Annotated in this window: 11 protein-coding genes; 4 read left to right on the top strand and 7 right to left on the bottom strand. The window is 75.5% G+C overall.

Annotation, left to right across the window (positions count from 1 at the left end; all coding sequences use genetic code 11):
• Nucleotides 1-63: 63 nt before the first annotated feature.
• The 5 genes from JOE68_RS01235 to JOE68_RS01215 form a co-directional block, all read right to left on the bottom strand.
• Nucleotides 64-930 (bottom strand): branched-chain amino acid ABC transporter permease, encoded by an 867-nt coding sequence (locus tag JOE68_RS01235; RefSeq protein WP_204840498.1) that lies wholly within the window; start codon nucleotides 928-930, stop codon nucleotides 64-66.
• 13 nt (nucleotides 931-943) lie between these two features.
• On the bottom strand, nucleotides 944-2,104 hold the full coding sequence (locus JOE68_RS01230; RefSeq protein WP_204840497.1) for an ABC transporter substrate-binding protein: 1,161 nt from the start codon (nucleotides 2,102-2,104) through the stop codon (nucleotides 944-946).
• A gap of 25 nt (nucleotides 2,105-2,129) precedes the next feature.
• On the bottom strand, nucleotides 2,130-3,866 hold the full coding sequence (locus JOE68_RS01225; protein WP_204840496.1) for a branched-chain amino acid ABC transporter ATP-binding protein/permease: 1,737 nt from the start codon (nucleotides 3,864-3,866) through the stop codon (nucleotides 2,130-2,132).
• On the bottom strand, nucleotides 3,863-4,582 hold the full coding sequence (locus JOE68_RS01220) for an ABC transporter ATP-binding protein (protein WP_204840495.1): 720 nt from the start codon (nucleotides 4,580-4,582) through the stop codon (nucleotides 3,863-3,865). The genes JOE68_RS01225 and JOE68_RS01220 overlap by 4 nt, the downstream gene beginning before the upstream one ends.
• A 385-nt stretch (nucleotides 4,583-4,967) precedes the next feature.
• On the bottom strand, nucleotides 4,968-6,872 hold the full coding sequence (locus tag JOE68_RS01215; RefSeq protein WP_204840494.1) for a primary-amine oxidase: 1,905 nt from the start codon (nucleotides 6,870-6,872) through the stop codon (nucleotides 4,968-4,970).
• Between the two features lie 381 nt (nucleotides 6,873-7,253).
• On the opposite strand from JOE68_RS01215, the gene JOE68_RS01210 reads away from it, so the two are divergent.
• Entirely contained in the window at nucleotides 7,254-8,828 is a 1,575-nt protein-coding gene (locus JOE68_RS01210) for an amino acid adenylation domain-containing protein (RefSeq protein WP_204840493.1), read from the top strand.
• 5 nt (nucleotides 8,829-8,833) lie between these two features.
• Entirely contained in the window at nucleotides 8,834-9,460 is a 627-nt protein-coding gene (locus JOE68_RS01205; protein ID WP_204840492.1) for a TetR family transcriptional regulator, read from the top strand.
• Between the two features lie 7 nt (nucleotides 9,461-9,467).
• Here the strand turns inward: JOE68_RS01205 and JOE68_RS01200 are convergent, their stop codons facing one another.
• On the bottom strand, nucleotides 9,468-10,316 hold the full coding sequence (locus tag JOE68_RS01200; protein ID WP_204840491.1) for a helix-turn-helix domain-containing protein: 849 nt from the start codon (nucleotides 10,314-10,316) through the stop codon (nucleotides 9,468-9,470).
• 104 nt (nucleotides 10,317-10,420) lie between these two features.
• Here JOE68_RS01200 and JOE68_RS01195 point away from each other — a divergent pair, with 104 nt between their 5' ends.
• Nucleotides 10,421-11,062, top strand: coding sequence for an NAD(P)-dependent oxidoreductase (locus tag JOE68_RS01195; protein ID WP_204840490.1), 642 nt, complete (start codon nucleotides 10,421-10,423; stop codon nucleotides 11,060-11,062).
• A 142-nt stretch (nucleotides 11,063-11,204) separates the two neighbouring features.
• Here the strand turns inward: JOE68_RS01195 and JOE68_RS01190 are convergent, their stop codons facing one another.
• Nucleotides 11,205-12,443: a hypothetical protein gene (locus JOE68_RS01190; protein ID WP_204840489.1), complete on the bottom strand. Its 1,239-nt coding sequence runs from the start codon at nucleotides 12,441-12,443 to the stop codon at nucleotides 11,205-11,207.
• A gap of 165 nt (nucleotides 12,444-12,608) precedes the next feature.
• Between JOE68_RS01190 and JOE68_RS01185 the strand changes: the two genes are divergently transcribed.
• Nucleotides 12,609-13,454, top strand: a complete 846-nt coding sequence (locus JOE68_RS01185; protein WP_307819417.1) for an NAD(P)-dependent oxidoreductase — start codon at nucleotides 12,609-12,611, stop codon at nucleotides 13,452-13,454.
• Nucleotides 13,455-13,484 lie beyond the last annotated feature (30 nt).

Here is a 13,484-nt window from a genome sequence, read left to right as displayed (position 1 = left end):
CGCCCCGGCCGGGCGCTGGTCGTCGGCTTGGCACATGTGGGAATCCCCCTTCGCGGAAGTCGTTCAGGCCATGGAGTCCCAGCGGTCCCGGCGGCGCGTCCACAGCAGGACGACGAGGATCACCAGGAACGGCAGGACGCCGCGGTACTGCTGGAGGGCGACGACGGTGCTGGCGAGGCCCTGGAGCACGCCCAGGGCCACGCCGCCGACGAACGTCCAGGCGAAGCTGCGGAAGCCGCCGACGAGGGCGGCGGCCAGCGCGGGCGTGATCAGCAGGGCCTGCGAGCCGAAGTCGCCGGCCAGCCGGGGCGCGACGATCATGATGGCCAGGGCGCCCGCCGCCCCCGCCGCGCCCCAGACCACCATCGACAGCCCGGGGACCCGCACGCCGATCAGCTCGGCGGTGGTCGGCCGCTCGGCCATCGCCCGCAGCAGCAGGCCGGTGCGGGTGTGCTTGAGCAGCACGGTGGGCAGCACGGCGAACAGCACCGCGAGGGCCATCGTGATCACCGCGGTCCAGGTCACCACCACACCGCCCACCGTGGCCAGCGGGCTGTCGAACGGGGTGGGGAACCGGCGCGGGTGCTGCGCGCCGAACAGCCGCAACCCCACGGCGACGAGCCCGGTGAAGGCCGCGATGGTCACCGCGGCCTTCACGCCCTCGCCCGCCTCGGAGAACCAGCGCACCATCACCGCGCCCAGGCCCATGTGCACCGCGGCGGCGACCGCCAGGCCGCACGGGACGGCCAGCGGCAGCGGCAGGCCCGCCTCGTGCAGCACGACCATGGCGAACGCCCCGAACGCGCCCACGGCGGCCTGCGCGAAGTTGACCACCGCGACGAGCCGGTAGGTGAGCAGCGTGGACAGCCCCATCAGGGCGTACGCCCCGCCGGTGACCAGTCCCGCGATGGCCGCGGACAGTTGCAGCACGGCAGCCTCCGGGTCAGGCGCTGGGCACGGTGATGAACGTGTCGTCCACGACGACCCACCGCAGGCCGGTGAGGCGGACGATCTTCGAGCCCTGGTTCGGGGCGTGGGTCTCGCCGGGGCCGAACTCCCACGGGGTGCCCAGCATCGGGTCCTCGATCGGCGTCATGTCCCGCAGCGCGGCGTTGACCGACTCGCGGGTGACGTCGCCCTTGATGGTCTTGAGCACCTCGACGAGGAACTTGGCCGAGAGGTAGCCGCCCTGGGAGAACGCGGTGGCCTGCGCGTCGGCGCGGGTCACGGTGTCCCGCCAGCCCTTGTTGGCCAGGCTGTCGGCGGTGAAGGGCTCGAACTCGCTGCCCGCGTAGACGTTCAGCCCGAGCCCGCCGACGGCCTTGGCCACGCTGTCGGTGTAGGCCGGGGCCAGCAGCAGGAAGTCGACGTCGTCCATGCCCTGCGTCTTGGCCGCCTGCAGCCACGGCACGACCAGCTGCTCGGCCGGGTTGAACAGGATGGCGTCGCAGTTCGCCTGCTTGGCCTTGAGCAGGTACGGCGTGAGGTCGCCGCTCTGCTGCACGGTCATGTCGTTGAGCTTGAGCCGCTGGCCGCTGATCTGCTCCCAGCGGGTCAGCGCCGACTCGACGGCCTGCTCGTCGCCGGGCAGCAGGGCGGTGAAGTTGCAGATCGCCTTGTCGTTGAGCTTCTGCGACGCGTGCAGCAGCACGGCGGTCATCAGGGTGAACGGGCCGACGTTGACCGGCGCGATGTTGGGGCTCTGGAAGCACTTGGGCGTGGCCGCGACGGCCATCACCGAGCTGAGCTTCTGCTGCCGGTAGAAGCCGTCGTTGACGTCGCAGTCGGTGAAGCTGGCCGAGCCCGCCATCGCGACGACGCCCGCGTCGGCGAGCTCGCGAGCGACCTGGGCGGTGCGCTGGGCGTTGCCCGCGTCGTCCTTGACGATGTACTCGATCTTCTTGCCGTTGATGCCGCCCGCTTCGTTGGCGTCGTCGAAGACCCGCTGGGCGGTCTTGGGCACCTCGGCGGTGATGAACTGGCCGGTGAGCCCCGCCACCGCGCCGATCTTGATGGTGTCGTCGCCGCCGGCGCCGCAGCCGGCGAGCACGGATCCCATCAGCGCGGCCGTGCCGAGGACGGCTCCCGCCTTGTGCATCTTCATCTGGTGTTGTTTCCCTTCGGGTGTTTCAGCGGGCTGCGGAACCCAGGTAGGCGGAGACGACCGCGGGGTCGGCCAGCACCTCGTCGGGCGGTCCGGAGGCGATGACCCGGCCGAAGTCCAGGACCACGACGGTGTCGCAGGTGGAGCGGACCAGCTCGATGTCGTGCTCGACCAGCAGCACGGCGGTGTCGAAGCGCTCGGGGATCTCCGCCAGCCGCCGCTGCAGCAGCTCGGTCTCCGCGCCGGAGTGGCCGGCGGCGGGCTCGTCGAGCAGCAGCAGCGGCGGGCGGCCGGCGGCCAGGCCCGCGACCTCCAGCAGGCGGCGGGTGGCGACGTCGACGGTGGTGATCGGGACGTCCGCGGCGGGGCACTCGAACAGCGCGAGCTGCTCGTCGACCTCCTCGGGCGGCAGCGACCGGCCCGCCGCGACCTGGAGGAACATGCCGACGGTGAGCTGCTCGGGCACCCGCAGCTGCTGGAAGCTGCGGCGCAGGCCCAGGCGGGCGCGGCGGTGCGCCGGCAGGCCGTCCACCGGCTCGCCGCCGAGCAGCACCTGCCCGCTGTAGCGGTCGGTGAAGCCGGTGACCGCGTTGATGAGCGTGGACTTGCCCGCGCCGTTCGGCCCGACCAGGCCGACCACGTGGCCCCGCGGCACGCTCAGCGAGACGCCGTCGTTGGCGGTCAGCGCGCCGAACCGCACCGTCAGGTCGCGCACCTCCAGCACGGGGGTGGCGTCGGCGGGTTCGCGCGGCGCCCGCAGCCGGATCGGCACCAGCGGCTTGGGGTTGGCGTGCGGTATCGGCAGCGAGCCCCGCTTCGCGGCCGCGCGGCGGCGGCGGCGCGCGCGCAGCAGGTCGGTCTGGCTGCCGCCCAGCCGCAGCACCTGCACCGCGCCGATGCCGAACAGCAGGGCGGAGAGGTCCTGGGGGATGCCCAGGCCGTCCAGCACCGACGGGAACACCGCGCCCATCAGGCCGCCCGCGATCGCGCCCTCGGCGTTGTTGGTGCCCACGAACAGGGCGATGGCGAACAGCGAGACGGAGGCGAAGGCGGTGAAGTTGCCCGCGGTGACGATGCCCAGCTGCCCGGCCAGCAGCCCGCCGCCGACACCGGCCAGGAACGCGCTGAGCGCGAACGCGGTCAGCTTGCCCCGGGCGACGCTGATGCCGTGCGCGGCGGCGGCCCGCTCCGAGTGGCGGATCTCGACCAGCGCGCCGCCCGCGCGCGTGCGGTCCAGCAGCCACAGGCCGAGGAAGATCGCGGTCACGACGACGACGGTGAACACGAAGTACCCGCTGTCGGTGGTGAAGCCCGCGGGCCGCCGGACGAAGTCGTAGTCGGCCTGGCCGGGGAAGGGCAGGCCGGTGAACACCACGTCGAGCGCGGTGGCGAAGGCGAACGTGGCGACCGCCAGGTTCACCCCGCGCAGGCGCAGCGCGGGCAGGCCGATCAGCAGGCCCGCGACCGCGGCGGCCAGGCCGCCCAGCGGCAGCCAGACGGGGAAGCCGCCGGGCAGGTCGGCGACGTTGGCCCAGCCGACCACCCAGGCGCCGATCGCGGCGAAGCTCAGCTGGCACAGCGAGATCACCCCGGCCCGGCCGGTGATCAGGCCGTAGCTCTGCATGAACACGGTGGTCACGGCCGCGCCGGTGAGCATGAAGGTGACGCTGGTGTTGGCGAACCCGGCCACCACCGCGGCCACGGCGGCGGCGAGCAGCAGGCCGAGGACCACCGGGTGGGGCTTGCGGCGCAGGGAGGTCACCGCCGGGCCCCGCTTCCGGAGGGCGTGTCGCCCAGGTAGAGCGCCCGCAGCAGCCCCTCGTCGGCGCGCAGCTCGCGGCTGTCGCCGGAGAAGACGATCTCGCCGCGGGCCATGACGTAGGCCCGGTCGGCGATGCCCAGGGCCAGGGCGGCGAACTGCTCGACCAGCAGCACGCCCACGCCGCTGTCGGCCAGCGCGCGCACCGCGGCGGCCAGCCGCCCCACCACGATCGGCGCGAGGCCCAGCGACATCTCGTCGATCAGCAGCACCTTCGGCCTGCCCAGCAGGGCCCGGCCCACCACCAGCATCTGCTGCTCGCCGCCGGAGAGCAGCCCGGCGGGGGCGTGCAGGTTCTTGCGCAGCTCGGGGAACAGCTCCAGCACCCGGTCGGGCGTGTCGCCGTGGCGGCAGGCGGCGCGCAGGTTGTCCAGCGCGGACATCTCCCGGAACACCGTCCGGTTCTGCTCGACGTGGGCGATGCCCGCCCGCGCCCGGCGCCAGGCCCGCAGCTTCTCGACCCGCCGGTCGCCGAGCCGGATCCGGCCGGAGGCGATGGGGATGGCCCCGGACACGCCTTCCAGCAGGGTCGTCTTGCCCGCGCCGTTCGCGCCGAGCAGCGCGGTCACGCGGCCCTCGTCGACGCGCAGGCAGACGTCGCGCACGACGGTCAGGCCGGACCTGTCGACCGTCACGTCCGCGAGGGACAGCACACTCACCGAATCCACCGTCCTGTCGATCTTCCGGGGTGGTTCGGCAAGAGTGGTACCGGGCGCTCGCCCCGGCGGTCCGTAGAAATACTGAAGTGCCTGGTGGGGAATGTGAGCGTCCGTTCCGCGGCGATCGCCGCGCCCGGCGCCCGGACCGCCCGCCGGGCGCTTTTCACCCGGTCAGGGCGGGGCGCGGGCCCAATTCGCGGGAAACCGCCACGGCTATCGCCCGCGGGGTCCGTTGTGCACGATTCGGTAACGCCCGCGCCACCGGTCGGTCCTGCCCGTGCATATGCACCGTCGTTCCCGGTGGGGCGCACGGCAGAGCGCCCGATGCCGGCACGGGGCATCGGGCGCTCGGGGCCGGTCGGGACGCCGGCGGCTCATTCGGGATTCAGTGCGCGCACCGGCATTCGCCGGGCGGGCAGTGGCGGCACGCCGAGAAATCCGGCAGGTCCAGCGTGGGATTGCGGTCGAGGAATCCGAGCGGTTTGAACATGAATCCGCTGTAGTCGACCGGCATGACCGGCCAATCCTCCGGCCGGGGCAGGTGGGTGGGGCCGAAAACGTGCCACAGGACCAGGTCGGCGTCGACCAGGGGCCGGTCCTGCGCGGTCCACGTCGGCAGCCCCGCGCCGCCGGGGTGCTGGTCGGGGTACTCGCCCGCCGGGTACCGCTCGTCCTCGTGGAACCGCGTCACCCACAGGTGCTTGGTGGCGAACGCGGCCCGCGCGGCGACCGTCGCGTCGGGCTGGGCCAGCAGCGTCGGGCCCGGCCGCGGCACCAGCTGGTAGGCGCGCGGCTTGCCCAGCCGGTTCACGCCCTCGGAACTGCGCACGATCCACGTGCGGCCCTTGAGCGGGTCCGCGGTGCGCGCCGCCGCCGACTCGCGCTCCAGCACGGTGGTGGTCGTGGTGAAGGCGTTGCCGCGCGGGTTGTCCGGCCCGGTCGGGACGCCGACGAAGTCGACCTCGTCGACGGTGTTCGCCGCGCCCGCGACCTCGGTGTCCAGCCGCGCGCAGAACAGGTGCTGGTGCACCGGGGCGGACAGGCCGGGCGCGATCTCCGCGCCGTGGGGGGAGTCGCCGCCCGCGCCGCAGAACACGATGCCGGTCGCCTTGGCCTCCAGCTCGATCGTGCCGTCGAGGTAGAAGTACCAGAAGAAGCCGTAGTCGTAGTTGCCGATCGTGCTGAACGACGACACCACCAGCCGCCGCGACCGCCGCACGTCCGACGCGCCGTTGAGGATGTTGGTGTGCTTCCACTGCACGCCGTAGTCCTCTTCGTGCATGCAGATCGCCTGGGGGATGGCGACCGGCTTGCCGTGGTCGTCGGCCACCACGGCGTCGAAGTAGTGGATGACGCCCAGGCAGTCGCAGCCCAGCCGCAGCGAGTTGGCGTTCTTGCCCAGCAGGTACTCGCCCGCGTCGAAGTAGCTGATCCAGTTGCGCCACGGCGCCGGGTCGCCGTAGGGCACGACCATCTCGGGCATCGACGCCCGGTACAGCACCGGGTCGCCGCCGAAGCCGATCCGGTGCAGCGTCAGGCCCTCCCGGGCGTTGAAGCCGATCCGGAAGTTCCAGCCCTCCCAGGACACCTCGCCGCCCTCGACGGTGAAGCTGACGCCCTCGGGCTGGGTGATCGTGATCGGCTTGAGCGTGGTGCGGGGCGTCTCGCCGGAGTAGTTGCCGTGCTCGGTCGGCGTCGGCACGTCGCCCTCGTCGGTCACCGCCAGCACCTCGTTGGCGATCAGGTCCACCTCGCACAGCAGACCTTCGACCGGGTGCGCCCACGGGCTGTCGTCCTCGTGGTCGCGCAGGAACGTCAGCGCCCGCAGCACCCGGCGGCCGTGCAGCAGCGGCTCGTCGAAGTGGCCGGGCGACAGCGGCGCGACGAACGCCAGCGACCAGTCCTCGATGCCGCGCCGGCGCATCGCCGCCTGCCAGCGCGGGTCGGCCCGCACCAGGTCCGCGCTGCGGTCGTACTCCTCGAACAGGACGGCCGGCTGGCCGTCCTCGTGGGGCTTGAGCTCGCGGTAGGACTCCAGCACGCGGTCGGTCGCGTTCACCACGGCCTCCGCCGAGACGCCGGTCGCGGTGTCCAGCAGCACCGCCCGCGCCCGCCGGGTCACCGGGTCGCCCGGCCGGTGCGCGCGGACGACCTCCTTCGGCGGCTCCACCGGCAGCACACTGGGGAACCGGGTGGTCTCACCGACCTTCCCGGCGGCCACGAGGACATCCCTGACCTGGGTGATCTCCTCCGCTGTGAACGGGTCGAGCGGGTGTGGGCTGAGGGTCATGCCCCGAGTATTCGCGTGCGCGTGCGCGCGGTCTTGGCGTGCGGCGAACCGGACTTGGTCCCCGGCGCACGTTCCCGCGGAAGTCGACCGGATCGGCCCACCGGTGGCGGTGGGATTCCACCCGAATCCCGCCCCGCCAACGGATTCCACCCGCCACGACCCACCGCGCCCCGCCGCCGGCGGGTGTTCCCGCCGACCTCTTGAGCGATCGCTCAACCCCGCGCTAGGCTCGGTTTTGAGCGATCGCTCAAAACGGGGGTGTCGACGTGGCCGTGGTGGTCGGTGGAGGGGTCGGGGGGCCGGTCGCCGCGGGCGCGCCGGGCCCATGGGGCCGGTGGGGGCTCGCGCCGCGCGCGGCGGCCCGGGGCGGGGGGTCGGCCGATGCCTGACTGGGTCTACCACCCGGCGCGCGGGCTCGCGGCGGCGCTGCTGGGCGAGCGGCGGTCGCACCGGCTCGCGCTGCGCGCCCTCGCGGCGGTCGGCGCGCTGCCCGGCGGCGGCCGGGTCGTCGCCCGCGCCCTGGGCCACCGGTGCCCGCCCGCGCACCTGGCCGGCCGGGTGGGCGGCGTCCCGGTGCGCAGCCGGCTGGGCGCGGTGGTGCCGCCGGACCTCGCGCGGGACGCCGTGCGGGCCCTGCCCCTGGTCGGGGCGGGGGTGGTGGAGGTGGCGGGGACGCCGGACGCCGTCGCGCCGGGGGCCGGCGCGGGCGTGGCGGCCGAGCCCCCGGATGCGATCCCGGACGCCGTCCGGGACGCCGTCGCCGGCGCGCGGGTCCCGGTGCTGGTGCGCCGGGGGGCGCGGGGGGACGTCGTCCGGGAGGTCCTCGTGGGGCGAGGGGCCCCCGACGCGGCGGGCGGCCCGTGCGCCGAGCGCGTGGTCTACGCGACCTCGCCGTCCGTCGCCGCGGCGGTGCGGGCGCTGGCCGACCCGGACGCCGTCGTGCTGGCCACCCCGTCCGCGCTGGTCGAGGCCGGTCCCGGGTGGTTCGCCCGGGTGGCCGAGGCCGCCACGCCCACCACGCCGCCGCCCCGCGCGCCCGGCCGCGGCCTCCGCCGGCCTGCCTGGTGGTGGGGGCTGCTGGTGGGCCTGGGCATGGTGGCCGGCGGGCTGGTCGCGGCGCTGATCACGCTCGGGCCGGTGCTGCTCTGGTACGACCGGGAGTTCCTGGGCGCGGACGTGGCGCGCCTGCACGCCGTCAACCACCGGCTGGTCGGCTTCCTCCGCCACGACCGGATCACGCTGGCGGGCGCCATGGTGTCCATCGGCGTGCTCTACGCCGGCCTGACCGCCGGCGGGATGCGCCGCGGGTGGCCGTGGGCGCGGGAGACCTACCTGGCGTCGGGCTGGGTCGGCTTCCCCACCCTGCTCTACCTGCTCGGGATCGGCTTCCCCGAACCCCTGCACCTGGCCGCCGCCGCGGTGCTGTTCCCGGTCTTCCTGCTGTCCGCCCGCCGGGGCGGGGCCGGCGCCTGCTGGACCACCCCGCCCGAGGGCGGCGAGCGGGAACGGCGCAGGGCGCTGGTCGGGCAGTTGCTCGTGGTGCTGGTCGGGCTCGGCCTGCTCGTCGGCGGCGTCGTGGTGTCGGTGGTCGGGCTCACCGCGGTGTTCGTCCCCAGCGACCTGGAATTCCTCGGCACCACGCCCGCCGCGCTCGCCGAGGCCAACCCGCGGCTGCCCGCGTTCATCGCCCACGACCGGGCGGGTTTCGGCGGCGCGCTGTGCTCGGCGGCCGTCGCCGTCACGCTGCTGGGCGCGTGGGGCTGGCGGCGCGGCGAGGCGTGGGTGTGGTGGACGCTGGCCCTCGCGGCGGCGAGCGGTTTCGCGCCCGCCCTGGTGGTGCACGGCGTGATCCACTACACCGACTTCCACCACTTGGCCCCGGTCGTCGCGGCCATGGCCCTCACCGCCGCGGCGCTGGCCCTGTCCCGACCGTACCTGTGCGCGCGCCTACGGTAGTGGCCGTGGCCGACACCCGACAGCGACTGATCGACGGCGCGATCGAGACCATCCGGCAGCACGGCATCACCGGCGTGTCCGCCCGCGCGGTCGCCGCCGCCGCGGGCGTCAACCAGGCCCTGGTCTTCTACCACTTCGGCAGCGTCCACGACCTGCTGGAGGCCGCCTGCGTGGCGAGCACCGAGGAGCGCGTCGCGCGGTTCACCACCCGCCTGGCCGACGTGGCGTCGCTGCGCGAGCTGCTCGACCTCGGCCGCCGCCTGCACACCGAGGAGCGCGAGCGGGGCAACGTCATGGTGCTGGCCCAGCTGCTGGCCGGAGCGCAGGCCGACCCGAAGCTGGCCCGCGCCACGGCCGCCGCCCTGCACCTGTGGATCGAGCCGGTCGAGGCGGCCCTGGGCCGGCTGCTGGCCGGCTCGCCGGTGGCGGACGTGGTGGACGTGCCGGGCCTGGCCCGCGCGGTCAGCGCCGGGTTCGTCGGGCTGGAGCTGTTCGAGGGCGTCGACCCGGAGGGCGCGCGGACCGCGCTGGACGCGCTGGACCGGCTGGCGGTGCTGGTGGAGGTGGTGCACGACCTCGGGCCGGTGGCGCGGCGCGCCCTGCGGGCCGGGCTGCGCCACCGCGCGGGCTGAGCGCCGGTCAGCCCGCGACGCTCGCCCGGAACTCGCCGGGCGTCACCCCGGTGCGGTGGCGGAAGTACTTGGCGAAGTTCGCCGGGTCGGGGAACCCCAGCCGCGCGCCGACGGCGGCGGCGGGCAGGTCGGTGTGCGCCAGCAGCCGCCGCGCCTCCAGCACGGTCCGGCGGTCCAGGAACTCCTTGGGGCCCATGCCGACGGCCTCCCGCGTGGCGCGGGCCAGCGTGCGCGGCGAGTAGCCCAGGGCGTGGGCGTAGTCGGCGACCTGGCGGGTGGTGGCGAAATCGCGCTCGACGGCCTCCCGGAACCGCAGGAACGGCTCGTTGTGCGCGGGTCCCCGGGTGCCCGACGCCAGCGACAGCCGGTGCAGCAGCGCGGCCAGCAGGTGCGCCAGCAGCCGGTTCGCGGCGGCGACCGGCGCGTGGGTGAGCGCGGCGTACTCGTGGGCGAGGTGCTCGGCGGCGGTCGCGGCCAGCAGCCGGTCCTGCGCGGTGAGCTGCCAGTGCGTCGGCCCGAACGGGTCCGCCGTGCCCGGCGGCGGGAAGTCCGGCTGGAACAGCACCAGCGGCCCCTCCACGCGGGACCTCGGCTGGAACTGCTGCACCTGGCCGGGCCGCACCCACACCGCGCTGCCCGGCCGCAGCCGGTAGGGCGTGAAGTCCACGGTGTGCACCCCGGCGCCCGCGGTCACCAGCATCAGCAGGTGGAAGCCCGGCCGCTGCGGGCGGGTCAGGTCGTGCCCGTCGCCGCCGGCGCGCCGGCGCAGCACCTCCAGCGACAGCACCTCCACGCCCAGCTGCGCGCCCGCCGGGTTGCGGTAGGGCACCTCGGGGATGTGTCGCTTTTTCACCATGACGTGTCCTCCCCGCACCTCGTCCGCTCGCCCTTGCGCGGCTTGACTATGCACCAGGGGCGCCGGGTGGCGTCCATCGTCCACTTTGGAGAACTCGTTCAGCCATGGCTCACATCGCACTCATCGGCGCCGGCGGCACCATCGGCTCGCGGATCCTCGACGAGGCGCTGCGGCGCGGCCACACCGTCACGGCGATCGTCCGCGACCCGGCCAAGCTCGACCGCGCCGACGTCACCGCGAAGGCGGGCGACGTGCTGGACACCGCGGCGCTGCCAGGTCTGCTGGCCGGGCACGACGTGGTGGTCAGCGCGGTCGGCGGCGGCGACGGCCCCGGCCACCAGGCGACCATCGCGCCGGCCGCCAGGTCGCTGGTCGCCGCGCTGCGCGAGGTCGACGGCGCGCCCCGCCTGATCGTCGTGAACGGCGCGGGCAGCCTCCGCACCGCCGACGGCTCGCAGGTCTGGGACAAGCCCGGCCTGCCCGACTGGCTGCTGCAGATCATGCACTCGCACGGCGACGCGCTGGAGTACCTGCGCGGCGTGCAGGACGTCGCCTGGACCGCCCTGAGCCCGGCGGTGACCATCGAGCCCGGCGAGCGGACCGGCCGCTACCGCACCGGCCTGGACGAGGTGGTCGCCGACGACGAGGGCGTGAGCTGGATCAGCGCCGAGGACTACGCGGTCGCCCTGGTCGACGAGATCGAGCGGCCCGCGAACGAGCGCCGCCGCTTCACCGTCGCGCGCTGAGGCGTCCACGAGCCGACCGCCGGCCGCGCCGGCGCCCGGAAGAGCAGGCGTCCTGAAGAGCAGGTGGCCTGAGCAGGTGCGCCCGCGGTCGCCGTCGCGGTGACCGCGGGCGGCGGCCGACGCCTCGCCGCGCGCGGGGCCGTCACGCCCCCCGCGGCGGCGCCGGCCGGTCCCGCGCCCACCCGCCGACCGGCCGCGGCGGCGGAACGGCCCGCAGCCTGATCCGCCGCCCCATCCGCGCCGAGCCCCAGCCGCACAGCAGGACCAGCAGCGCGGGGACGACGACGTACAGCTCGCACCAGCCGGGGCCGGCGTTCCAGTCCCGCCGGGCCAGCCGCCACAGCAGCAGCCCCACCCGCACCAGCGCGAAGACCACCAGGCAGGCCCCGAGCGCCTGGATGGTCTCGCCGCGCCGCCCGCGCCGGGCCACCTCGGCGCTGGTGGGCAGCCCGTCCTCGTAGGCGGCGAGCCCGTCGAGCGGCGGGGCCAGGGCGCGGCGCAGCGGCGTGGCCAGGCTGTGGCGGACGGCCGTCGGGCGGACCGGGCGGAACGTCGGCGTCCAGTCGGCGGCGAACGAGACCACGCCCCGGATCGCACCGTCGTGCCCGGTCCTGTCGTGCTCGGCCCAGTCGTCGTGCCCGGCCGAGGCGGGGTGCTCGGGCAGCCGCGGCGCGCCGGCCGGCGACACCGCGCGGAGCCGGGCCCGGAACTCCTCGTAATCCCCGCGCCGCAACGGGACCACCAGCAGCAGGCGTTCGGGTGGGACGGCCGCCGCCGCGTCGAGCAGGTCCGCCACGGCGCCGGGACCCAGGCTGATCACGACCAGTCGGGCGCGCGCCATCAGCTCCGCCGCCCGCCGCCGGTCCTCGGCGGGCAGCCGCAGCCGCCGCGTCCCGGCGGGCGGCGGGGGATCGCCCGGCCGGGCGGGCACGAGCACCGGCCCGAGGTGCGCGAGGGCGGCGGACAGCTGCTCCTCGGCGCTGTGCCCGGTCACCAGGAGGCCGGGCGGCAGCGGGAGCGGCGCGGCCACCCCGTGCCGGACCGGCTCCACCCGCCGGGCGGGCGCCGGGCGGGGGTCGCGCGACCGCAGGTACAGGACGAACAGCTCGTCGTCCGGCGGCGCCGGCACGTCCGGGACCAGCAGCCGCCGACCGCGGACGCGGGCCCGCGCGCCGCGGTGGACCAGCGTGCCGCCCAGGAGCACCAGCAGCAGGGCCGACGCGGTGTGCCGCCCCGCCCCCCGGTCGACCACCTGCCAGCACCCGGCGGCGATCGCGACCAGGCCCGCCGCCGAGCCGAGCAGGCCGCCGGCGGCCAGCGCGATCCCGCGGGGTCTCGACGGCGACCGGCGCGTTGCCGCTGCCCGGAGCTTCCCGTCCATACCGCCCCCCGAACCGTGCGTCCGGACCACCGTAGGGCCGGCCCGGCCGCGCCGGCCGGAACCCGCTCGGGTGGCCGCGGAATTGCTCCGTACCAGTGAAGACGAAAGATGCGGGTGCACCACCGCGGTGGCAGATTTGCGGGCAACTCGACGAAGGGACGACCAGTGGTGAAGTCGGTGGCGGTGCTGGGCACCGGGATGATGGGCGCGGGCATGGCGCGCAGCCTGCTGCGGGCGGGGCTGGCCGTGGCGGTGTGGAACCGCAGCGCGGACAAGGCCCGGCCGCTGGCGCAGGACGGCGCCGTGGTGGCCGACAGCCCGGCGGAGGCGGTGGCCTCCGCGGACGTCGTGCTGACGGTGCTGTTCGACGCCGACTCCACCGCCGCGGTCATGGACGGGCTGGCGCTGGCCGACGGCGCGGTGTGGGTGCAGAGCGGCACCGTCGGGCTGGAGGGCACCGAGCGCCTCGCCGAGCTGGCCGGTGGCACGCCGTTCGTCGACGCGCCCGTCCTGGGCACCCGCAAGCCGGCGGAGGAGGGCGAGCTGACCGTCCTGGCGGCCGGGCCGCCGGCGCTGCGGGAGCGCGTCGCGCCGGTGTTCGACGCGATCGGCGCGCGCACGGTGTGGGCGGGGGAGCGGCCCGGCGACGGCCAGCGGCTCAAGCTGGCGGCCAACTCGTGGGTGCTGTCGATCACCGCCGCCACCGCGCAGGCCGTGGCCCTGACCCGGGGGCTGGGCCTGGAGCCGGCCGCGTTCCTCGACGCCATCTCCGGCGGTGCGGTGGACAGCGGCTACGCGCAGGTGAAGGGCCGGGCGATGATCGCGGGCGACTTCACGCCGCAGTTCGGCGTCGACGGCGCGGTGAAGGACGCCGACCTGGTCCTGTCGGCGATGCGGCAGGCGGGCACCGACGACCGGCTGATGCGCGCGCTGCACGAGCAGTACCGGGTCGCCGCGGACCACGGCGGCACCGAGGACATGGCCGCGGTCGTCCGGGCGTTCGGGACCTGAGCGCGGCGGGCGCGCCGCCACCGGGGTCGC

The sequence above is a fragment of the Saccharothrix algeriensis genome (genome assembly GCF_016907655.1).
In the GTDB taxonomy this organism is placed as follows: Bacteria; Actinomycetota; Actinomycetes; order Mycobacteriales; family Pseudonocardiaceae; genus Actinosynnema; species Actinosynnema algeriense.
The sequence above is the reverse complement of the archived record's forward strand: the minus strand, read 5'-3'. Positions and strand labels throughout refer to the sequence as shown.